We start from the raw sequence: 23,124 nt of genomic DNA on the forward strand, positions 1-23,124 counted from the left end.
TTTTATAGTTCAATGTCGTCCAAATTTTCAGCAATATCATCATAGTCTTCGTTAGCTTCTTCCTCAAAGCTATCCCAACGTTCCTTAGCCCAGATTTCAATTCGGTCAGAAACTCCTACAATGACACATTCTTTAGTAAGTCCAGCATGAGCTTTTAATGTCGATGTAAAATTGACACGCCCCTGCTTATCGAACTCACTTTCCATCGCACCAGAGTAGAATAAACGCATAAATTTACGCGTATTCCTCTTAGTCAACGGAAGTTTTGCTAATTTGGCTTCTATCTTTTGCCATTCTTCCATCGAATAGCCAAAAATACAGCCTTCCATTCCTCGAGTAAATACCATTTTATTTCCAATTTGATTGCGAAGTTTCGCTGGTATAATTAGGCGACCCTTGCTATCAAGATTGTGGTGATATTCACCCATGAACATGGTCTAGCCCCCTTCCACTAAATAATTTACCACAATTCACCACTCTCTACCACAAACTCTGGAAAAAAATACATATTTTTATGCTTATTTATCTTTTTATTTTATAAAATTTAAAAAAGCTGCAAAATATTATAATTTTGCGGCTTTTGCATATACAAATAATTTTTACTTTATTAAAAAATTAGTAACTAAATTAATAAGCAAACATTAAAATTAATGAACCAAGATACCAAAAACAACTGCAAGCAGCTAAATAATCCCATAACTTGCGAATCGTTTTACCTAATGAAATATTTTTATTTTTAATTGCATCGTTTAAAGACACAATAACAACTAAGATAAAATAAAATAAAAATCCATATGGTAAAAAAGAAGGCAAGTTAGCATGTGTAGTGGCTAAATTGCATGCGGCAAACAAGAAAAAAGGCAAAACATCATAGCCTCTAAACTGAGCATGTGGGAAAATTTTATTAATTAAAAAAGCTGCTACCAAACCGATAACTGGTATTAAGAAAATAAAAAGCATAAAAGATCCTCCATCCTTTTTATTCTAAACTACAATTCATTTGAAAAAAACTATTAATAAGCATAAAATATTGTTCAAGTAGGAGGGCTTTTTATGGCACGAAAAAAGAAGAAGAAATCTGGTTTTCAAAAATTGACAATTGTAATGGCTTGGTTAATGGCAGTTATTACATTAGCCGCAGTTGTTGCTGGTGCTGTCGGTGCAATGGCCGGAGCAGGAATGTTTTAAAAAAGAGACGAGAAAAATTTTTCTCGTCTCTTTTTATTTTTATACACGATAAGCATTTAAATCAATTAAGAACGGATAATCTTGTGCTAGGTTACCCCAAATCCAGTATAAACAAACGAAGAATCCTGCCGTCCATCCTTGATTCACTAATAGACTCATTAATAAGCCATGAATCGACGTCGTAGCTATTCCTATCATGTTAAAGATCAGCCAACTATATGCTACAAAAATTGTCGTTCCTAATAAAACTACAATTAGTCTTGCCCAAAATATTTCTGGTAAAAAGCGAGCAATTTTTTGACAAATCCAACAGCTGAGGGGTAAGAAAACTGCATAAACTCCAATAAAGCCATAAAAGTAAATGTCAGCAACTATTCCCGTGCCTAAGGCCAGCCAAATTTCATTTTCATTGGTGTCATCAAAAAGTCCAATCAGCATTACACTAATCGGTAAGATTAGACTAGCGGCACCAAAACTTCCATAATCCATAAATTGATGCAAATAAAATGAACAAACACCATCTACAACAATGGCAACAAAAAGTCCAATTGCTAAAACCCATTTACGAAAAATAGACATTAGTTAGCCACCTGTCTTTCAATAACTGTAACAACTGACGGATCGCTAATATCACCTGCTGGTTTAATTCTAATTTGATCAGATAAACCAAATGAATCACGGGTAGTCTGAGTAACAGTACCAATTAAAAGTCCTTTAGGCGAATTACCACCCATACCACTCGTGTAAACTCTAGTGCCGGCCTTTAACTTGCGGCCATCAACTACCTGAGTAAAGGCTAATTGGTTATTAGCTGTAACAGTAATGATCCCGTGAACGGTCTTGCCATTAGCAACATCTGCTTGAACAGAAAAACGATTAGCCGATTCATCTGTAGTAGTGATCAATTCGACTTTTGAAGAAGCGGCATTAGCTTCAACAATTCGTCCAATAACTCCACCACCACACATTACAGCCATATTCTTCTTAATACCTGAAGAACTACCTTTATTAATTGTAAGTAGATCTGACCAGGTATCTGGAGCACGAGAAATAACTGAAGCATTGATCAAAGTATAACCACTTAAAGTATCTTTCAAATTCAATGCTGCTTTTAACTGCCGATTTTCTTTCTCTAAGCTGGCATTACGGACCTTAGTTTGACCTAAATTAGTAATTTGGCGCTTCAGATGGTTATTCTCATCTTGTGCATTTAAAATCTCATGTGCATTATTCAAACCACCAGAAATAAAACCTACCGGAACATCAATAATTCTAGATCCTAAGGCTACAATATCATTTCCTAAGCTTTGAACAAGCAATGGAGCATTACGTTTATTACGTAAACTAACACTCCCACCTAAAACGGCAAAAATGACAATAATTACAATAAATGTTGATAATAACTTTTTATTTTGTAGAAATTTTTTCATTAAGAATTGATCCTAAAGAAAAACCGGCCATAGCCGGCTTTTTTATTATTTGCGACTTCTACGCATTACTTCAATATTCTTGAGTGATTCACCAGTACCAATTGCCACACAATCAAGTGGATCTTGTGCAATAAATACTGGAACCTTAGTTGCTTCAGAAATTACTTCTGGCAAGTTCTTAAGCAATGCACCACCACCGGTTAAAACGATACCGTGGTCGATAACATCGGCAGCAATTTCAGGAGAGGTTTGTTCTAAAGTTTCCTTAATTGCAACGATGATGTCTTGAACAACATCTTGAATAGCCTTAGCGATATCTTCAGCGTTGATATCAATTGACTTTGGCAAACCAGTAACCAAATCACGACCACGAATATTCATAGCTTCAATTTCCTTAGCTTTTTCAATTGAAGCAGAACCTACTTGAATCTTAATATCTTCAGCAGTTCTTTCACCAATCAATAAGTTAAAGTTGGAGTGAATGTAATTAATAATTGCATTGTTAAACTTATCTCCAGCTTGACGAATTGAAGTTGATGAAACAATACCACCTAATGAAATAGTAGCAACATCAGTAGTACCACCACCGATATCAACAACCATTGAACCAGTAGGATCCATAACTGGAAGGCCTGCACCAATAGCTGCAGCAAATGGTTCTTCAATCACGAAAGCTTCGCGAGCACCAGCTACTCTAGCTGCATCAATTACAGCACGCTTTTCAACTTCAGTAACACCTGAAGGAACACAAATCATTACTGAAGGCTTAGAATTGCCAACAGTCTTTTCCATAAAGTACTTAAGCATAGCAGCAGTAGTGTCGTAATCAGCAATAACCCCATCCTTCATTGGACGGATAGCTACAATACTACCTGGGGTTCTACCAATCATTTCCTTGGCTTCTGAACCAACTGCGATTACTTCACCTGTATGTGTATTCTTTGCTACTACAGAAGGTTCTCTTAAAACAATTCCTTTACCCTCCATGTAAACAAGTGTATTGGCTGTACCTAAATCGATACCAATATTCTTTGTACCTAATCCAAACACAAAAATCTCTCCTTAATTGTTGCGGTCTCTAAATCTTGAATAATTATAGCATACTATAACTTTAAAGGTGATTTTCACGCAAATTTTAAAGAAGTTTAAAACAATTCTTTTTCACGCATGCTCAAATATTGTCCTTGTCCCACAATAAAATGGTCTAAAAGATCAATTTTCATCATTTTTGCCGCCCGATATAGATCTTTAGTTAATTCAAAGTCGTTGGAAGACGGCATTAATTTACCACTAGGATGATTATGAGCAATAAAAATCCCCGAACAGTCATAGATTACGGCCCAGCGAAAAATTTCTCGCGGATGTGCGACTGATTTATTTAACGTGCCTTGAAAAATCTTTTTCTCAGCTACAATTCGATTTCCATTATCGACATATAATGCCCAAAGCTCTTCTTGCTTGTGACCTACTAATTTATCAGCTAAATATGTCCCAACTTCAACACTTGAGGTTAAAACAGGTTTGCGTTTAGATGACGCCATTCGCAGGCGATCCATTACCTCTTCAGCCGTAATCGCCAAATTGCTGGGGCAACTTGAACCTGTTATGAATTGAACTATATCATCGAAGGAATTAAAATCTCTTTTTCTTAAAAAAGACTCTAACTCTTCAAAAGTTCTAATTCCTTTATCCTTGAACTGCTCAAATAACTTAGCTAGTAATTCTAGGTCTGTATTTCCAAAGTAATGATTTGAGTTTATTTCTATCATAAAAATTTCTCCCTTCATTACTTAATACGCAAAAAAGAGCTAAATTTTTTTAAGAAAATCAAAAAAGTTTTGACAAATCATTATAGCATTCTGTTTGTCTTGGTCAGTCGGAGCCATTAGATCTGGCACCATTACACATTTTAAGCCTGCATTTTTCGCAGCTTGGACACCAGTTGATGAATCTTCAAAAACCAAAATATTTTCTTTTGCTAGATTCATTTTTTTAGTAGCTGCTAAATAAATATCTGGTGCCGGTTTAGCTTTAATGTGTCCCTTTTGCACATCTAAATAACTTAAATGAAAATCAAAATAATTTCTAATCCCTGTTGCCCACAAAAAGTGTTGCAACACATCTTCGTAGTTGCTTGAAGCAATTGCCATTTTCAAGCCACGATTTTTAAATTCATCTAATGCTTCTTGAACACCAGGACGTAACTTTAACTTTCCTTCATCGGTCCACTGCCAAACCAAATCATCGGTTCTTTTAATAAATCGGTCACGATCAGCATCAGTTTTGAAATATTTATGATAAAAATCCTGCATTTCTTTAACAGTTGCACCAGTTAACTTTAAATATGCATCCCTAGGCGTCCCAAGTTTTTCTTCTTCTGCAGCTTGGATATTAGCCTTCCAATACAATTCTTCAGAATTAACCAATAGACCATCCATATCAAAGATAATGCCTTGAATATCATCGTTTATCCCTTTAACCTGCATTGCCTTTTCCTTTCCAATTTAAAATTGCACTTACTAAATAAAACGATCCGGTCACCAGCAGAATATCGCTGGCATTCATCTTCTCTTTTAATTTAGCAAAGCCTTCCCGATAATCTCCTTCATAATTATATCGTCTTTGGACATCAATGGGAAAATCATTTTCTTTAGCAACACGAGGATAATCTAATGTTGTTAATAACACTTGATCATCTTGGTTAAATAAATTAAAAACTTGCTCTAAGTCTTTATCTTTCATCATGGTCACTAAAGCATAAACATGGCTATGCCGTTTTTTTGCTTCGGCATGAATTACTTCCAGCAAATTGGACATTGCTTGAATATTATGAGCTCCATCCAAAATGATTAATGGTTCTTTTTGCAAAATATGATAACGTCCAGGAATCTGAGTTTGATCAATTGCAGCTGCTATCTCTTGATTATCTAGCTTCAATTTAAGAAGTAAAAAGGTCTTAACGGCTACGGCAATATCATAGGCCTCTACCTGCGGACGAAAATCAAAAGAAATACTGCGTTTATCATCTGTATACTTCAACGCTCCATTTTGCGTTGTAATTGCAAAATCATGCTTTAATCGGAAAAGTGGTGCATGCTCTACATCTGCCTTTTTCACCAAAATAGGCAGAACATCATCAGGAACATTCCCTAATACTACTGGACGATTTTTCTTGATAATGCCACTCTTTTCTCGCGCAATATCTTGAATTGTCGGTCCAATAATCTTCTCATGATCTAATCCTACCGTAGTAATGATGCTTGCCTCTGGGACAATCACATTAGTTTTATCATGCTCGCCGCCAATTCCGACTTCAATCACGGCATAATCACAATGCTCTTGTTCAAAATAAACAAAGGCCATCGCAACTTCATACTCAAATGTAACTAACGAAAATTCTTTATCTTCTTGCTTAATTTCTTCAAAGGCAGCTTGAACCTTATTAGCCACATTAACTAAATCTTCATCGCTTATATCTTGATTATTTAATTGAATTCGTTCATTAAATTGATAAACATAAGGTGAGACAAAAAGGCCAGTCTTTTGACCGGCCTTTTTTAATAGATTTGCTAAGTAGTATGATGTTGAACCTTTACCGTTGGTCCCCGTAATATGAATCGTTTTTACCTGATCCTGCGGATTACCTAATTGCTGGAGCAACTTCTTGATAAAATATAAATCATTCTTAGGATGCAAATGAGGCAATGAATATAAATAATGGATTACCTCTTCAGCATTGGTAAATTTCAATTATTTACTCTCTTTCAAATCTTGAATTCGTTCACGAACACCAGCCAATTGGCTTTCGTAATCTGCTTTCTTTTCCTTTTCCTTGTTTACAACAGCTTCTGGAGCATGGTCAACAAAGCCCTTGTTTGCAAGTTTCTTTTCGGCACGTTGAACCTCGTCTTCAAGACGCTTTTCTTCTTTTTCCATCTTAGCCAATTCGTCATCAACGTTAACTAATTCAGTTAATGGAACAAAGATTTGTGCACCTGGAATAACGGCAGTCTTAGCAAGTTTTGGAGCTTCGATTTCTGCAGCTACAGTTAATTCCTTTGGATGTAAGAAGTTCTCAACGTAGTCAGCATTTTCATCCAAAACATGCTTGTTAGCTTCATCATCTAATTGAATCATAATATCAATTTGGCTAGACATTGGAGCATTAACTTCCATGCGAATGTTACGTACAGCCTTAATAATTTCAATTAAGAAGGCCATGTCACTATCTGCTTGCTTGTTTTCAAATTCCTTATGAGTAGTTGGGTATTCAGCTACCATAATTGACTTGCCTTCATGAGGCATTGAAAGCCAAAGCTTTTCAGTAACAAATGGCATAATTGGGTGCATCAAACGTAAGATTTGATCAAGAATCCAAATCAAGTTTTCTTGCTTTCTTGCCTTTAATTCTTCATCGTCACCATTCAAAGCGACCTTAGAAATTTCGATGTACCAGTCACAGAAGTCATTCCAGATAAAGTTGTAAGCTTCACGGCCTGCTTCACCAAATTGATATTCATCAAATAAACGAGTTACTTCACTAACAGTGTGGTTCAAACGATCAAAGATCCATCTATCTGACAAGTCAAACTTGCTTACATCTGGCATGTGTGCAGGCTTAGCATCAGCAGGCAAGTTCATAATTACGAAACGGCTTGCGTTCCAAATCTTATTAATGAAGTTCCAAGCTGCTGACAACTTCTTAGGATCATAACGAGTATCTTGACCAGGAGCAGTACCGTTAAGAAGGAACCAACGAAGAGCGTCAGCACCATACTTGTCTACTACGTCCATTGGGTCAACACCATTACCAAGTGACTTACTCATCTTGCGTCCTTGTTCGTCACGCATTAAACCGTGCAAAACAACATCGTTAAATGGACGCTTGCCAGTGAAGTGAAGACTTTGGAACATCATTCTTGATACCCAGAAGAAGATGATGTCGTAACCAGTTACTAACGCATTAGTTGGGAAGTAACGCTTGAAGTCTTCTGAATTAGTATCAGGCCAGCCAAGAGTTGAGAATGGCCATAATGCACTTGAGAACCAAGTATCAAGTACGTCTGGATCTTGCTCCCAGTTTTCGATATCCTTAGGAGCTTCTTCACCTACGTAAGTTTCGCCAGTCTTCTTGTTGTACCAAGCTGGAATACGGTGACCCCACCATAATTGACGTGAAATACACCAATCATGAACATCTTCCATCCAGTGGTCCAAAGTACCTTCGAAACGATCTGGAACAAAGTTTACCTTGCCATCAGTCTTTTGGTTTTCAAGAACCTTGTCAGCAAGTGGCTTCATCTTAACGAACCATTGCTTTGAAAGACGTGGTTCAACTTGAACGCCTGAACGTTCTGAGTGACCTACTGAGTGAACGATTGGTTCAACCTTAATTAAGTAGCCTTCTTCTTTAAGGTCCTTAACTAAAGCTTCACGACAGTCAAAACGATCCATGCCAGCGTACTTGCCGCATTCTTCATTCATAGTACCATCGTCGTTCATAACGTTGATTCTCTTCAAATTATGACGGTTACCTACTTGGAAGTCGTTAGGGTCATGGGCTGGAGTGATCTTAACTAAACCAGTACCGAATTCTGGATCTACGTGTTGGTCTTCGATAATTGGAATATGACGACCAACAAGTGGTAATACTAATTCCTTACCAACGATATCTTTGTATCTTTCATCCCCTGGTGCAACCGCAACAGCAGTATCACCAAACATGGTTTCAGGACGAGTAGTAGCAATTTCTACATAGCCTGAGCCATCTGCGAATGGATACTTAACATGGTAAAAGGCACCCTTGTCATCCTTGTGAATAACTTCGATATCACTCAAAGCAGTTTGAAGTGCTGGGTCCCAGTTAATGATGTATTCACCACGGTAAATAAGACCTTCTTTGTAAAGTTGGACGAAGACCTTCTTAACTGCCTTTGAAAGCCCCTTGTCTAAAGTAAATCTTTCTCTTGAGTAGTCAAGTGAAAGACCCATCTTAGCCCATTGGCCCTTGATAATTGAAGCATATTCGTCTTTCCAGTCCCAAACTTGCTTAACAAAAGCTTCACGACCCATTTGGTGACGATCTTTGCCTTGCTTGCGAAGCTTAGCTTCAACCTTAGCCTGGGTAGCAATACCGGCATGGTCCATACCTGGAAGGTAAAGAGTGTCGTAGCCTTGCATACGCTTGAAACGAATTAAAGTATCTTGAATTGCGGTATCCCATGCGTGACCTAAGTGTAATTTACCAGTTACGTTTGGTGGTGGAATAACAATTGAATATGGGTGAGCTTTCTTGTCACCGGATGGCTTGAATAAATCTTCATCAAGCCAAGTTTGATATCTGCCTTTTTCAACCTCATTAGGGTTGTATTTAGGTGCTAAATCTGTCATTAAAAATCCTCCAATAAAAAAGTCCTAGACAATGTTGTCTAGGACGATTTACTAACCGCGGTACCACCTATGGTTAAGTACAAAAATGTACTTCTCTTATAAGCGATAACGGCGCTGAAGTGTCCGGATTAACCTACTTAATTTCAATTAATCAGCTAATCAAGCTACTAATCAACTTCTGGCCTCTCAGCTGTTTGGCTTTTCTCTGTAAATAAAGTCGATCCCTCTTGATTCTTGCTTTGGTTACGATTATAACATGAATTTATTTTAGAAAAAAGAGATAGATGTATTGTATTCATCACTTAATCCACTGATTGCCACCTAAATTATAAACACGTTTGCCATGATATTTAGCTATAGCAAAGTAGTTCCAATGGCTGTGGGCACGCAAGGTTTTGCCGGCTGACTTTTTAAACGAAAGATCTGTCCAAACCGGTGTTGCTTTGTCAACTTTAACCAAACCTACTTGAGCACGAGGAGCTGAAGACTCATGGTGAAACAGATTTTTCTCACTCACCCACATGTTGGGTTGAACATGATACCACAATTGATTATTTACCAACTTAACTTGGTCAGCCTGCACTTGATTACCATTCTTTAACTTAAGATTAGCAGCAAGCTTTTCAGTCGGAAAAATTATCGATTGATAGTGAATGCGAAAATGATTATTCTCTTGCAGAATTTTGGCTAAACGAATCGGGAAATCAGTCAATAAACCGATAACGCCCTTATCAGGATTTAAAAATTTATACATTTGCTTACTACTGTTTACGCCCCATAGCATGTATTTCTTGTTTTTATCACGTAAATAATTGGCAGCGTCACTAGTATAAAAACTAGCAGCAAAATCCTGACTGCGTCCGATCGCTTTATATGAGCCGGCTAATTGCGTGCGCGGAATTTCGGGTGCTAAGCGAGCTAGCTTACTGAGTGCTGAATCAGAAAATGATTCAAATAAAACCCGCTTTTGCAAATGATACTTATTAACTAATTTAACTATTCTTTTGGCATCTTCCCCATTGCCTTTTGGCTCTAGCATAAACTTCACTTGCGGGTTATTTTGATAGCGTTGAAAAACCTCTTCGAGTGAATGAATGCTTTCCCCGCTTTGATTACGATAATTAGTTAACTTCTTAAAAGTATTTTTTTCAATTGATTGATCCACGCCAAAAACGCGACTCAAGTTGTTATCATGACTAACGACTAAAACATGGTCGGCACTTTCTTGCAAATCCAATTCTAAATAATCAACTTGTGCGCAAACGGCACGATCATATGCTGCAAAGCTGTGTTCAGCGTATTTCCCCTGCTCGTTATCGCCGCGGTGAGCGATGTTCATGAACCCACAAGTGAATGGAAATATTGCTAGAAATATTAATGTGATGAGCTTTTTCATTGATCTATCCCTTCTGCGTTTCATATTCTTTATTTTACACAAAATTTGATTTTTAAACGCAAAAAGAGCAAGAATCAAATCTCACTCTTTTAGTTTTGATATTATTTCTTTCTCAATTAATTCTGTGAAGCTCCAGAAGTAGCGTCTGACTCCGTTGGCATATCTTCATAAGCAGTATTAGCAGCGATGCGGCCGAAGGTAAAGATATCAGCCAATGAGTTACCACCCAAACGGTTACCTGCGTGAATACCACCAGCATTTTCACCAGCTGAGTACAAGCCATCAATGATCTTGCCGTCTTTGTTAAGAACATGAGCCTTAGTATCGATAACCAAGCCACCCATAGTATGGTGAATTGCAGGCTTACGAGGGGTTGCGTAGAATGGAGCAACTTCACATTTCAAGCCCAATACATTCTTATGGAATTCTGGATCTTTTCCTGCATCAACATATGAGTTGTACTTCTTAATAGTTTCAACTAAGACATCTGGATCCATCCCAATTTGCTTAGCCAAACCTTCCAAAGTATCATCTCTAAACAAAGTACCAGCTTTAACTTGAGCATCAAGTGATTCTTGAGTAGTATTGTAGGCTGTTTCCTTAATCTTATCATCAGCAATTTGATAGATTAATCCACCATTAGCAATGACTGCCTTAGCTAACACATCCCGTTCCGCAAATTCGTTAACGAAACGTTTACCTTCCTTATTAACCATAATGTAGTTTGCCGGAGGAGTAACAACACCAGTGAATAATTCACCAGTTTTTGGATCAGCTACTGGCATCAATTGGATAAAACCCATACCGAACAAGTCGGCACCAGCTTCAAGACCCAAGTTAATCCCGTCACCAGTAATTGATGGTGAGTTAGTTGTAGCAATATCATCATCAATCTTTTGCCAATAAGTATTGTACTTTTGGACCATCTTAGTGTTGGCACCAAAACCACCGGCAGTTAAGATGACAGCCTTTGAGTGAACAGTCAACTTGCTGCCATCGGCGCGAGTAGCAACTATACCGCGAACCTTGCCATCTTCGATGATTAATTTTTCAGCACGAGTTTCAAGATATGGATCAACACCGTAGTCTCTTACCCAGTCACCTAAAATATGGATGTAAGCATAACCCATCGGTTCAACTGGTTTGTGACCACGACGCCATAAACCACCAACTGGTTCAGTTACATCACTATTGTCGAACTTAACGCCTAAATCAGCTAACCATTTAACTGAGTTCAATGCATTTGTTACTAATTCATGAACTAAAGTATACTTACCGTGAATTTCATTTCCTTTAAGGTCAGTTCTCTTACCACCCAAGTAAGTTTGGATTTCGTGAAGTAAAGTTGAATCAAATAAGTAATCTGCACCTGAATCAACGTATTCTTTAATTTGCTTTTGTAATTCCTTAAAGTCATCTTGATATTCAGGATCAATTTGATCAATTGGAGTTGCAGCTAATTCCTTCAAAGTATCCTTTTCACCTGGAAGTGCCTTAAAATTCTTTTGCCAGTCAGGTTCGGCAGCGTTCATTGGACCACCGGCACGACTAGTATTACCACCAATTTGTGGGTACTTTTCTAAAATAGCAACTTTTTCACCATGTTGGATTGAGCGAACTGCAGCAGCCAAACCGGCACCACCAGCACCGACAACTGCTACGTCGACTGTTATTTCTTCATCTGTTGCTTTGGCAGCTACCGGCTTATTACGCTTCTTCCATTCTGCAGCATCCCCACCAGCTTCAGTAATTGCTTGTGCGATTCCATCTACAACGCCGTGACTTGAAATAGTTGCACCACTAACAGCATCAACATTTAAAGTTTGATTATCAACAATTTGCTTGGGCAAGCGGTTGAAGACTTCATCGGCAACGCCTTTAGTTTCGCCGGATGAATCAATTTCAATATTTTTGATCTTATCATCTTCGATAGTAACAGCCATTGGCATTGATTCTGAGCCATGACCTTGTGCGCGTACTTGATATTTACCGTTCTTCATTATTTAATTTCCGCCTTTCTTTTTCTCTTTATATCTAGAATAGCGTTTTCATAGCTCATAAATCAAATACTTATTTAACAATCAAAAAATAACAAAGTTGTTATTACCACGAATTAAAAAGACCTACGTACTAAAATTTCAATAGTACATAGATTCTGTTAATCGTTTATCTTAAGCTAATTTTTCTTTGTTTTACAAAAATACCATACACAATCAGTGCTATCCAACCCAAAATACTGATCACTAGCAATACTTTAAACCAAATCGGCGGCATAAACTGCAAACCAGCGGCATTCTTGCCTTTCCTTGCTTTGATAATTGGCTGCGTAATAGTATTTTGCTTCATCTTAGTTTGGACCTCCCCATTCAAAGTTAAGCGAGATTGATGATACATCACAATTGGCAAAGTTTTCATCTTTGCTTTTTTACTATGCCAAGTAAGGATCAGCTTACTGCCTTGAACTTGGTAATGATAATGCTTAGCTTGATTCAAAATCTTCTTTTGATATGTCGCATTTGAAGCATGCTTAGTATATGGCATATAATCTGGCTCAGTATGGTTAATGGCCTCAAAGAGCTGATCATTATTGGTATAACGCAAAATGTGTTGAAACTTTTTGCGGTGTTTCGTAATTTTGCTGTAAGTTTGAATAATTACTACGTGATGTGGATCCAAGAATTCTAATGCTCTAGTTCTATTAGTCGTATAATTAGCAGCAAAGTTTTGAGCAAATGCTAAAACTAATCCCATAATCACCAACATGTTAACTAACTTAATATTTTTCTTCATCAAATTAGTCATTGAAATTCCTATTCCCAGTAAAAGCAATGGCCATGCACCCACTGTTAATCGGTAAGGAAACTGCAGTGAAGAAATTAACTTAGGAAAAACTGCTTGGATCTTAGCCCACGGCATCAGATACGATGAAATCAACAAGATGAATAATCCAACAAAGGTAGTCAACGTATTAACAACCGATTCTCGCAAATGCGTCAATACATAGATCAGTTGAAAGACAAGAAATAAAATCAGCGAGAATAAAAGAAATCCATGAATATTAGTGAATTTCTCATACTTGACGACATGATAATACAAGTTATATCTATTGGGCATTGAAATCTTATTATTCCAAAATAAGACTAACAACGCGCCCCAGATATTAGCTGTTAATACCAGCGTTGTGCCAACTGCCTTGAAGAAATCAATAATCATCTGCTTCTTTTCAGCAGTTTTAACTAGAGCATAAATGGCAAAAGGGACAAGCTATGAAAATAGTCGATAGCAAGTGTACTTGAGCAATCAATGCCATGATTAAAGCTAAACTCAACCAATGAATTGGTCGTTTTTTATCTTCAATCATATAAAGTACTTGCATCATAGCATACGGAGCAAGTGCTGCACCCCACGCTATAAAATTGAAACGCAGAATTCCCGCAACAATCCCAAATTGCAAATACAATACAGCAAGTAAAATGGCGATAACTTCATTGACCTTTGCCTTCAAAGCCAATCGATACATTCCAATTCCGGCGATTAAAAATACGATAAAAATTACTAGAATCTGGAAATTAAACCAATTACGAACTAAAAGCAATAACAATCCACCCGCATAGGCTAAAAACGGTCCATATACGGCATTAAAAATTCCCCAGAATGACCAAAGGAAAAATTAGTTTGAAAATATGAGAAATTTCCAGTCTTAATCTGCATGCTCGTATCGTAGAGTCTCTGGAAATGCAGCAACGCATCGCTGGTTAAAAGAACTGAATGCGTTAAAATTTGACTCCTGATCATCATATAAATTACAAGCAAAATAATGATATAAGGGCAAACACGCCAGCCTATTTTATTCCAATCTATCTTTTTTATATTGACTTCTACTTTTATTTTCCCTTTTCTTACTTTTTTTCCTTAATAATGTAAATTGGTCGATTCTTCACTTGTAAATAAATTTTACCAATATAGCGTCCAATAATTCCGATACAAAGCAGCTGCAAACCACCAATTAATAAAATCACGGAAACCAAACTAGCCCAACCAAAGATACTAGATCCTGGATTGATAATTTTTCTGACAATGACAAAAATCATACCAGAAATCGACAATATAAAGGAAATTATCCCAATCCAAACTGATAAATTTAAAGGTGCTTGTGAAAAGTCGGCGATTCCACTTAATGCATACTTGAATAGCTTCTTGGTCGTCCAATCAGTATCGCCAGCAACACGCTTTACATTATGGTATTCAAGATATTTAGTTTTAAAACCAACCCAGGAAAAAATTCCCTTAGAAAAGCGACTATACTCGGGTATTGACAAAACGGCATTAACCATCTGTCGTGTCATCATGCGATAATCCCGTGCACCTGAAACGATCTCGGTTTTAGACATTTTATTAATCACCTTATAAAATTGATCGCTCAAAAATGATTTAAATTTACTCTCCCCCGTGCGATCAATTCGACGACACCCTACCGCATCATACTCACCAGATTCAAGCAGCTGGTACATTTTCGGTAAAAACTCAGGCGGATCTTGTAGATCTACGTCTATTAAGACTACATAATCTCCCTTAGCAGCTTTAAGACCTGCATAAATTGCTGCTTCTTTGCCAAAATTTCTTGAAAAAGAAATATAATGTACGGCTTCATTTTCTTGGTGCAGCTTTTGCATCTCCTGCAAGGTATGATCACGAGAACCATCATCGACAAACCAATACTCGGCTTTGACTGGCATATCATGCAATACTTTTTGCACCGCTGGATAAAACAGGGGTAATGACTCCTGCTCGTTATAGCACGGCACCACAATTGACAATTTTTTCATTCTACTTCCCGACTTTTCTAAAAGTAATTATTTTATTAATAATAAACTGAATTAGTGTAGCAACAAAAGTCGCTACCGCCTTCACGATTAAGTGAGGGTAACCTAGTTGTGTAACAAAGATAAATAAGGAAACTGTGGTAAAAACAGTGGTGATTTGACCGACAAAAAAATACGAAATGAACCGTAATAAAAGTCGGTCGTGTACCTTGAAATTAGTATACGAATTCCAAAAGAAATTATTAATTATTCCGCAAGTTGAGGAAATAATATTAGCAATTTCTACATTCATCCTGAAATGCGTCAAAATCGTGTAGACTCCAAAGTCAACAACTAGCCCTAACCCTCCAATTAAAACGTATTTGACTAATTGGATGAAACTCTCTGAATAGATTATTTTTTTCATTCTCTAAACTCATTTTCCTATTTTCAGTATCCAAAGTGACAAAGGATACTTATACTACTTCTATCTTTGAATACCGGGCTTTTTCTTAATTTAAAGCACAAACATTTCTATGATACTAAAAGAAACGCAATTAATCATAAAATCTTCCAAATTAAAGATTTTATTTTTTGTGTGCATTGAAAAAACTGCCTAAATTTGACCTAGACAGTTTGCACTACTTTTTAAAAGTATCTTCAATTAACGAGACACAACCACTCTTTTTTAGGACATCAATAACTTCCTTCGCAGTTTTGGCATCCCCGTCAAAGACCGCCTCATAATATGTGCCGAGCACACTATTAATCCCAATAGCTCCATCAACCGGCAATTCGCGTAAAAATTGAATCGCGCGATCGGTATATTTTTTACTAGCATTCTTATGAAAACAACAATTCAAGAAATTAACGGCAATTATCGCAACAAACTGTAAAGTGAACGTATCGGTGGCCGGATTTTTCTCATATGAACGAAATGCGGAATCAACTAATTGATAGGCATCATCAATATCTAAAAAGATCACAGCTTGACTCAAATAATGATAAGCCGTCCTGTTCCAATCTTCATCCATGATGACTGCCTTTACCTTTCTCTTCAGTTCGGGACTAATCCGTTTGTCTGAATGAAGTACCCAGGCATAGGCATTCTCTAGTCTAAACTTAAGCCAGAAACTAGGCGGACATGTACCTCCTCGATTTGCTATTTTGGCCGCAATTTCATCCAGCTTTTTCAGATCTTTGCGATTTTGAGCAAAACTAATTTGATTCATCAAATCAAAATCAGGATCAGTTGTATTATCAGAATTATTAACTTGGCTAAAAAAACTTCCAACATCAAAATGATGCTTTGATAAAATTCTGATCAACAAATTCGCATCAATTTCATGAATATCTCTTTCTACCTTAGAATAAAATGATTCTGAGATAATTCCAGCAGCCATCTCTTCTTGCGTCAATCCAGCATGCAAACGGGTTTGTTTTAACGCCTCACCAATTGTCATTTTCTGCCTCTAATTTCTAACTAATAAGTTTGCTATTTTATCAGCACCTTCTTGATCATGGTTAACTAATTTATTATAATACTCCGCTGCTATTCTATGAATTGCAAAATTAGTTGTTTTAGGCAGTTTTTGCAAAAAAGCAATTGCATTCTTAATTTCACTGTTTTTAGTTTGACGCTTGCAGCAAATCTCCAAATACTTAAGAGCGATCTGTGCCGCCAGTTGCATAGATCGTTCATTTGTTTTTTTACGAATTACTTTATGAAAAATAGTTTCGACCAATATCTTTAAATCAGATAATTCATACAAATCTAGCATATGAAGTACTAACCAAAGATTCTCAGAATTTCAGTTATCTTCGTTCAAAAAACTATAGCTAAATTCTCTATCTCTTTCATCTAAATTGTTGACGCCGTTCAACCGATTAATTAATATCCGTACTACTTTCTTCATTCTCACATCAGCGAATTTAGTATTAATATAAAGATCTTGCAGAGTAACCACATCTTCATTTAAATACGCCGTAGTAATCCGATTCTGCAAAATTTCAATATCAGTTGATGTCGTCCCAAATCCTCGTAAAAAATCTGCTACCGGAATTCGATGATAATGCAGCAATTTGACTAAATCATTAACGTTAATTTCACTACAATCATTTTCTACTCGAGAATAAAATGAGCGATCCAATATTCCCTCAGTCATCTATTCTTGCGAAAAATGTAATGACTTCCGCACTTCTTTTAGATGCGCGCCAATCATTTTGATCCTCTATTAGCTTGCGGCAACATATCAATGTATCTTTGATAACCACAAATTTGTAAAAGATCTGTTATGCCTTTAGACATTTCAAGATTTTTGTCTATCAAAGCCGAATAATATTTAATGATTAATTTATGAAACATAATTTCAAAGTCATTAGGTATTTTATTAGCAAAATTCAAAGTCTTTTTTGCTTCCGCAAGATGTTTTTCTCTATAAGCACGGTCAAGATAACCAATCAATAAGTTCATTAGTGATATAACTACCTGAGGATTATCTAGATCCAGCTTTGAAAAATGAGCAATAATATAACTCATCAACGGAGTCAATTCACTAAATTGATACAAAGGAACGCTAATTGCCAAATCCCAAAAGTCCTGCTCTTTTAGATCAAGATCTATTAAATTAGTTTTTAATTGCTTACGAATTGAATCTGGCATTTTAATTGAACGATGTTCTAATGTTGCGATTATCAACTTAGTTTTAAAATACAATACATCATTTTTAGAAGACAGAGTTTTTTCTATCTGATGAAGCTGATCAAGATCGCGATCATTAAATGCCGAATAAATTTGTCTTTGCAGCTTAAGCTCTGGCATCCCTTCATTATCAAAAATCTTAAAGAAATCATTCAAAGAGATATTATTAGCATTCAACATTGCGATTAGTTTGTTGATAGTGATGGCATTCTTGTCTCTTTCAACCCTAGAATAAAAAGATTCACTGACAATTCCCGCACTCATTTCTTCCTGTGTTAAACCAAATAAAAGTCGTGTTTTCTTAAGTTGTTGTCCGATCGTCATATTTGCACCTCATTTTCTTACTTTATATAGTATTTGGTTTTTCTATAAAAAGCTTGAAATCTTCTGTATAGAAGATTTTTCCATGAAAGCGCAAAAAACTGAGAATCTGTCATGAAAACAAATTCTCAGTTACTTGATTATTTACTAGACTTAACAACCCCACAAACATCCTCACAACAAAACTTCACGATTGCTTGACCATAATCAGTACGATCAGGATCATCTTTTGAACTGACTGAAAATGGAGCTTGGTGCGCTTTTTCAGCTAAACGATTCATGATCTTGATGTCGGACAAACACAAATTATGAATATTGGTGCGATGCTGATCCAAGTTTTCTGCTAAAACACGGTAATCTTGACCGTCCATTTCATTACGCCAAGCGGCCAATTGATCATTGAAGCGCAACACAATTAAAGCATATTCTTTGAAATGTTCTCTAGCTGGCACAATTACCGGTTCATTATTGTCGGGATCTTTTTGCAAATAATCTAAGGTAGCTTGATTAAATGAAACATTTTTACGTTCAATAATTTTGTTTAATTGCTCATACACATTTTGAGTATAAGCTTGAATGATTTCATCAGTATCAGTTGGATTATCAATCAGTTTTAATTCTTTCAATAACTTTCCTGCTTGCAACAATTTTTTGAGAGGATCGACAGAATCTTGAAGATTAAACATGATTTCATCAACTTTTTTGAGTTTTTCGATTTCTTGTGTTGTCATTTTGTTTTTTCCTAAAGATTTAACTGTAACTTCACTTTCATTTTACCTTATTAACTTACCAAATATACAAAAAGAACATTAACCAATCTCGGTTAATGTTCTCTTGCTTTATTAGCTAAAATTCAACTATTTCTTCAAAGCTAACTTCTTAGCTGGAATCCAGTTGTTAGTGTCGGCAATCTTGTAGTAAGTCTTGCCATGAATCTTAGCCTTTTCGTTAAAGGTATAAGTATGGTTTGGACGTGCGTAGTGCTTGTTAAACTTACCTGCACGGTTGTACATCTTAATCTTCTTATTACCCTTAATTCTTACCTTAATATGAACCTTATGAGTAGTAAGCTTAGTGTTAGCTACCTTAATGAAGTAGTTCTTGCCAATTTGGTAATATTTCTTACCCTTAATTGTAACAATCTTAGCATTCTTCAAGGCCTTGATGGTCTTACCACGCTTAAGCATCTTGACATACAAGCCTTTTCTGACTAACTTACCGTGCTTGTTGTAAACGAAAGCGTTGTGAGTTAAACGAATCTTCTTAGGAGCAGTTGAAACTTTAGTCTTAGTCTCGGTTTCCTTAGCTACTTCCGGAGTCTTAACTGGTTCTTGCTTGTCTTCCTTCTTAGTTTCGACTGGAGTTGAAGCAATGATTGATTGAGCGTATTCGGCGTCTAAGATGTCTTGTAACTTCTGTTGTGCTTGAGCAAGCTTGCTCTTGGCAGTTTGCAACTTAGCGTCCGCTTCATCGTAAGCCTTTTGAGCTGCAGCTACTTTAGCGTCAGCCTTATCCTTGTTGGTCTTCAAGTCGCCGTTCAAGACTTCATTTGCATCGTCATAATTCTTTTTAGCAGTATCATATGCTTTTTCGGCATCAGTTACGGCTTTCTTAGCATCAGCTAAAATTGTTTTAGCATTCTTTAAGTCTTCAACGTGTTGCTTTAAGCTGTCTAACTTAGTTTGTTCATCCTTAGCAGTGTTGCCCTTTTCAGTAGCAGTTTGCTTCAAAGTTGGGAGATCTTTTTGAGCTTTAGCAAGCTTGGTTTTGGTTTGAGTTAAAGTGTCGTTGGCTTTATCTAATTGCTTTTGCGTAGCAGTTTGATTAGCTAAGGCTTCTTTATAAGCATTAAATAATTGCTCATGTGTTTGCTTAAATTTATTAAAAGTAGTTTGAGCTGCTTGTTTAGTTTGAGTATCATTACCTAATTTGCGTTCAAGATCAGTCTTACGCTCTTCAGCCTTTTGAAGTTTTTGTGTCACTTGAGCCAAAGCACTATCTGCTCGAGTAAAAATACCTTGCTTTTCATCAAGTTCATTCTTAGCCTTATCCCTAGCACTTTTATCCTGTTCAGCCTTTTGACTTGCTTTAACTGCATCTTTTTTTAATTGATCTAGGATACCATTTTCAGATTTAATTTGACCTTCAAGCGAATTAGATTGACTATCATTTGATGGCACAACATTTGTATTAAATTCGTGAGTACTATCATTTGATAATTCTGAAGGCGTCATTCCATCTTCAAAGTGAACTTGAATTTCATATGGAGTTGCTTCGTTACTGTTAATCAAATAAACAAAATTTGCACCAATGTAATGTGGTAATCCCTTTGGTTCCTTTGATTGAGCTTCTAATTTCTTTAATTGAGCTGCTTCTTTCTTAGCTTTAATTTCAAGTTTTTTAATTTCAGCTTGTTTTTCTTGGAAATCCTTTTCAGACCATGTGCCAGGATATTGCTTATTTCCTTCTCTCATATTATGCAAGCTATTTTGTATATAGGCTATTTTACCATATAAGCTAAAATCATAATCCTCACTATTAGGATCCTTGACAAGATCTTCTTTTAACTCATCAATTTTATCCTGGTCAGCGTCTGCACCTTCTGCAACAATATCCGGATTATCAAACTCTGCTCCTAAAACGCCTCTTGCATGATCAAATTCATATTGGGCACCTGAACCAAAGATCATACTATTAACGCCTTTAAAAACAAGTTCTCTTAAATCATCCATTGTTGTTGGAATTATTGATAAATCTGAAGCTGCTTCTACATATGCATTTTCATATTTTTGACCAGAATTATCTTCATATGGTGTAAGTCCATTTTGAGTAGATAATTCATTAATCAACTTATTGTCATGGCCTTGCTTATCAATAATGCTCCAATTATCTTTACGGTAACCATCAGCTACTTCTTTAGCAAATTTAACTGAGCCATCGGTTACGACATCATTAGGCTTTAAACCTAATTCTTGTCTTACTTGGTTATGTAAGTATGCAGCAAACAAAGATACTTCCTTTATTTGGGCATCTGTCAGATTATTAACATCAACAGATTCTTGAGCCGCTTTAGCTGATGAAACATATCGATTTTCATTAATAGCTTGATCAAGATATGCTTTATCTTCATCACTTAAGTTACCATTCATATAGTCAGCATATGCTTTACGATATGCTTCCTTATCTCTAATAATGATTTTATTATTTTGATCAGCTAGTAATGAATCAATTTTTGTCTTTTGATCTTTTAACTTAGTAATTTCAGCTTTTTTATTAGTTACATCCTTAGCAGCTTCTTTTGATTTTCGTTCACTGCTTTCATATGTAGCTTGAGCTTGATCTCGTTTTGTCTGAGCTCGATCTCGTTCAGTCTTGACCGTATTATACGCTGTCTGTTTATTCTCTTTTTCTGTAGACAATTCTTCAATATCTTTTTTATTTTGAGTGATATCTTTTTTATCTTGCTCTACAGCTGCATTAGCATTAGATAAATTTTCTACTGCTTGCTTAAATCCAGTATCGCTCATTTGATTTTTGATATCTGTAACAGCTTGATCAGCTTGGTTCTTGGCAGCAGTCTTATCATTCACATCTTGAGTATCAGTCTTAACAGCTTTATCAAGCTTATCAATTTCACCTTGCTTACCTGTTACTGCTTGATCTGCTTTATCTTTAGCATCGTTTGCGTTCTTTACTACGCCGTTTTGCTTAGTAACAGCATCTTTAGCAGCTTGAACCTTAGCTGAATTGTTAGCTTCATCAACCAAAGCTTTGGCATCCTTTTCTTTATTTTTGGCGTCAGTCAATGCATCATTCTTTTGGTCAACTGTCTTCTTTAATCCATCGACCTTGTTGCTTTGCGTTTTGTAATCAGCGTCTGGCTTTTCAGCATCCTTCTTAGCTTGATCTAAATCATCCTTAGCTTTATCTACATTGCCTTGTTCAGTCTCAACGTTCTTTTGCGCACTAGCAACATTAGCCCTAGCAGCCTCTTCTGGTGTTTGTGCTTTTTCAGTAGTCTTAGCAGTAGGATTAACCGGCTTAGTATCAGCCTTAACTTCATTATTCACATTGGCATTTGCCAATACTAAACTTGCTAATACTGCTGCTGCAGCACTTGTAACTTTAATCTTCTTATTCATTTTAATGTCTCCACTTATCAAAAAAATAAATAACAAATATTGACATCTTTATCTTAGTTTCGAAATTTCAATCGCACAATCTTATCTGCAAAATTGAAATTAAAAAGTACAAATTTAATTTTTTACTAATCTCATCTCCCTAATTTAAGCTCAAATAGTTCTCATAACCACACGCCTTAATCAAATCCAAAATCTCTTCAGCATCTGCCTTTTTCTTATCCAGCAGGGCCTCATAATAATCCGAAATCATTTTTGCTAATCCAAATTCAATCTTATTTGGTATCTTTCGCAAAAATCGGATTACCTTTTTGGCCTCATACCTGTTATTCTGCTTATAACAAATATTCAAATAACGTACAGCGATACTGGCAATTAACTGCAGCTGACGATCCTCGATCTTCTCATTCTTAGTAAACTTTGAAATGAGCCCATTGATTATTTCTTCCAAATTGGAATACTTATACAAATACAAGGTATGGAAGAAAAACCACAAAATATCATCGTTCCATCTTTCAACTTGCCAAACGTTATATCTTAGTTTTCTTTTATCTTCATCGGGAAAATCCTGACTTTTACCTTTAAGCTCAGCCAATAACCAATCTATCAATCGCTTCATTTGCAAATTAGTCGACTGCTTTTTTCTACTCTAAGTCAAGTGTTATCAACGATTTTAAGCAATTTTATTTTGAAATACAGGCCTAATCGGGAAATGGCTCCCGGAGAATCGAGTTAAATATCTGATTTAGGGCATGAT

Annotated in this window: 23 protein-coding genes; 1 reads left to right on the forward strand and 22 read right to left on the reverse strand. The window is 36.2% G+C overall.

Annotated features, from left to right (window positions below; all coding sequences use genetic code 11):
• Nucleotides 1-2: 2 nt before the first annotated feature.
• Both mraZ and B5E95_RS05695 read right to left on the reverse strand, forming a co-directional pair.
• Entirely contained in the window at nucleotides 3-434 is a 432-nt protein-coding gene (gene mraZ / locus B5E95_RS05690; RefSeq protein ID WP_087175784.1) for a division/cell wall cluster transcriptional repressor MraZ, read from the reverse strand.
• Nucleotides 435-627: 193 nt separating this feature from the next.
• A complete protein-coding gene (locus B5E95_RS05695) occupies nucleotides 628-960 on the reverse strand; it encodes a DUF3397 domain-containing protein (RefSeq protein WP_087175783.1) in 333 nt (110 codons plus the stop codon).
• Nucleotides 961-1,053: 93 nt separating this feature from the next.
• Here B5E95_RS05695 and B5E95_RS05700 point away from each other — a divergent pair, with 93 nt between their 5' ends.
• Nucleotides 1,054-1,188 carry a DUF4044 domain-containing protein gene (locus tag B5E95_RS05700; RefSeq protein WP_081776546.1) on the forward strand — a complete coding sequence of 45 codons (135 nt, stop codon included), beginning with the start codon at nucleotides 1,054-1,056 and terminating at the stop codon, nucleotides 1,186-1,188.
• A 39-nt stretch (nucleotides 1,189-1,227) separates the two neighbouring features.
• Here the strand turns inward: B5E95_RS05700 and mreD are convergent, their stop codons facing one another.
• The 20 genes from mreD to B5E95_RS05805 all read right to left on the reverse strand — a co-directional run bounded on the left by mreD (nucleotide 1,228) and on the right by B5E95_RS05805 (nucleotide 22,986).
• Entirely contained in the window at nucleotides 1,228-1,767 is a 540-nt protein-coding gene (gene mreD, locus B5E95_RS05705) for a rod shape-determining protein MreD (RefSeq protein ID WP_025005059.1), read from the reverse strand.
• A complete protein-coding gene (gene mreC, locus B5E95_RS05710; protein ID WP_087175782.1) occupies nucleotides 1,767-2,618 on the reverse strand; it encodes a rod shape-determining protein MreC in 852 nt (283 codons plus the stop codon). The genes mreD and mreC overlap by 1 nt, the downstream gene beginning before the upstream one ends.
• A gap of 45 nt (nucleotides 2,619-2,663) precedes the next feature.
• The gene (locus B5E95_RS05715; RefSeq protein ID WP_025005061.1) at nucleotides 2,664-3,668 is read right to left on the reverse strand and encodes a rod shape-determining protein; all 1,005 of its coding nucleotides are present in this window, start codon (nucleotides 3,666-3,668) and stop codon (nucleotides 2,664-2,666) included.
• Nucleotides 3,669-3,763: 95 nt separating this feature from the next.
• On the reverse strand, nucleotides 3,764-4,387 hold the full coding sequence (locus B5E95_RS05720; protein WP_087175781.1) for a JAB domain-containing protein: 624 nt from the start codon (nucleotides 4,385-4,387) through the stop codon (nucleotides 3,764-3,766).
• Nucleotides 4,388-4,426: 39 nt separating this feature from the next.
• Nucleotides 4,427-5,104, reverse strand: coding sequence for an HAD family hydrolase (locus B5E95_RS05725; RefSeq protein WP_087175780.1), 678 nt, complete (start codon nucleotides 5,102-5,104; stop codon nucleotides 4,427-4,429).
• Nucleotides 5,094-6,368: a bifunctional folylpolyglutamate synthase/dihydrofolate synthase gene (locus tag B5E95_RS05730; protein ID WP_087235783.1), complete on the reverse strand. Its 1,275-nt coding sequence runs from the start codon at nucleotides 6,366-6,368 to the stop codon at nucleotides 5,094-5,096. The genes B5E95_RS05725 and B5E95_RS05730 overlap by 11 nt, the downstream gene beginning before the upstream one ends.
• Complete coding sequence (locus tag B5E95_RS05735; protein WP_087175778.1) at nucleotides 6,369-9,008, reverse strand: valine--tRNA ligase; 2,640 nt, start codon at nucleotides 9,006-9,008, stop codon at nucleotides 6,369-6,371.
• Between the two features lie 298 nt (nucleotides 9,009-9,306).
• A complete protein-coding gene (locus B5E95_RS05740; protein WP_087235784.1) occupies nucleotides 9,307-10,404 on the reverse strand; it encodes a glycerophosphodiester phosphodiesterase in 1,098 nt (365 codons plus the stop codon).
• Nucleotides 10,405-10,520: 116 nt separating this feature from the next.
• Nucleotides 10,521-12,404: a flavocytochrome c gene (locus tag B5E95_RS05745; protein ID WP_087235785.1), complete on the reverse strand. Its 1,884-nt coding sequence runs from the start codon at nucleotides 12,402-12,404 to the stop codon at nucleotides 10,521-10,523.
• 166 nt (nucleotides 12,405-12,570) lie between these two features.
• Nucleotides 12,571-13,617, reverse strand: a complete 1,047-nt coding sequence (locus B5E95_RS05750) for a hypothetical protein (RefSeq protein WP_087235786.1) — start codon at nucleotides 13,615-13,617, stop codon at nucleotides 12,571-12,573.
• Nucleotides 13,618-13,636: 19 nt separating this feature from the next.
• Nucleotides 13,637-13,999 carry a hypothetical protein gene (locus B5E95_RS05755; protein WP_087235787.1) on the reverse strand — a complete coding sequence of 121 codons (363 nt, stop codon included), beginning with the start codon at nucleotides 13,997-13,999 and terminating at the stop codon, nucleotides 13,637-13,639.
• 304 nt (nucleotides 14,000-14,303) lie between these two features.
• Nucleotides 14,304-15,230, reverse strand: a complete 927-nt coding sequence (locus tag B5E95_RS05760) for a glycosyltransferase family 2 protein (protein WP_087235788.1) — start codon at nucleotides 15,228-15,230, stop codon at nucleotides 14,304-14,306.
• Between the two features lies 1 nt (nucleotide 15,231).
• Complete coding sequence (locus B5E95_RS05765) at nucleotides 15,232-15,633, reverse strand: GtrA family protein (RefSeq protein WP_087235789.1); 402 nt, start codon at nucleotides 15,631-15,633, stop codon at nucleotides 15,232-15,234.
• Between the two features lie 214 nt (nucleotides 15,634-15,847).
• Nucleotides 15,848-16,669, reverse strand: a complete 822-nt coding sequence (locus B5E95_RS05770) for a helix-turn-helix domain-containing protein (RefSeq protein ID WP_087235790.1) — start codon at nucleotides 16,667-16,669, stop codon at nucleotides 15,848-15,850.
• Between the two features lie 9 nt (nucleotides 16,670-16,678).
• Nucleotides 16,679-16,987 carry a hypothetical protein gene (locus tag B5E95_RS10900; RefSeq protein WP_239442195.1) on the reverse strand — a complete coding sequence of 103 codons (309 nt, stop codon included), beginning with the start codon at nucleotides 16,985-16,987 and terminating at the stop codon, nucleotides 16,679-16,681.
• A 30-nt stretch (nucleotides 16,988-17,017) separates the two neighbouring features.
• Entirely contained in the window at nucleotides 17,018-17,371 is a 354-nt protein-coding gene (locus B5E95_RS10905; RefSeq protein WP_233187202.1) for a hypothetical protein, read from the reverse strand.
• Between the two features lie 53 nt (nucleotides 17,372-17,424).
• Nucleotides 17,425-18,231, reverse strand: a complete 807-nt coding sequence (locus tag B5E95_RS05780) for a helix-turn-helix domain-containing protein (RefSeq protein WP_087175772.1) — start codon at nucleotides 18,229-18,231, stop codon at nucleotides 17,425-17,427.
• 137 nt (nucleotides 18,232-18,368) lie between these two features.
• Nucleotides 18,369-18,959, reverse strand: coding sequence for a DUF3232 domain-containing protein (locus B5E95_RS05785; RefSeq protein ID WP_087175771.1), 591 nt, complete (start codon nucleotides 18,957-18,959; stop codon nucleotides 18,369-18,371).
• Between the two features lie 126 nt (nucleotides 18,960-19,085).
• A complete protein-coding gene (locus B5E95_RS10910; protein WP_241146321.1) occupies nucleotides 19,086-22,370 on the reverse strand; it encodes an SEC10/PgrA surface exclusion domain-containing protein in 3,285 nt (1,094 codons plus the stop codon).
• 139 nt (nucleotides 22,371-22,509) lie between these two features.
• On the reverse strand, nucleotides 22,510-22,986 hold the full coding sequence (locus B5E95_RS05805) for a hypothetical protein (protein ID WP_241146322.1): 477 nt from the start codon (nucleotides 22,984-22,986) through the stop codon (nucleotides 22,510-22,512).
• Between the last annotated feature and the right edge of the window lie 138 nt (nucleotides 22,987-23,124).

Origin of the sequence: Lactobacillus gallinarum (assembly GCF_002160635.1) — a bacterium.
In the GTDB taxonomy this organism is placed as follows: Bacteria; Bacillota; Bacilli; order Lactobacillales; family Lactobacillaceae; genus Lactobacillus; species Lactobacillus gallinarum.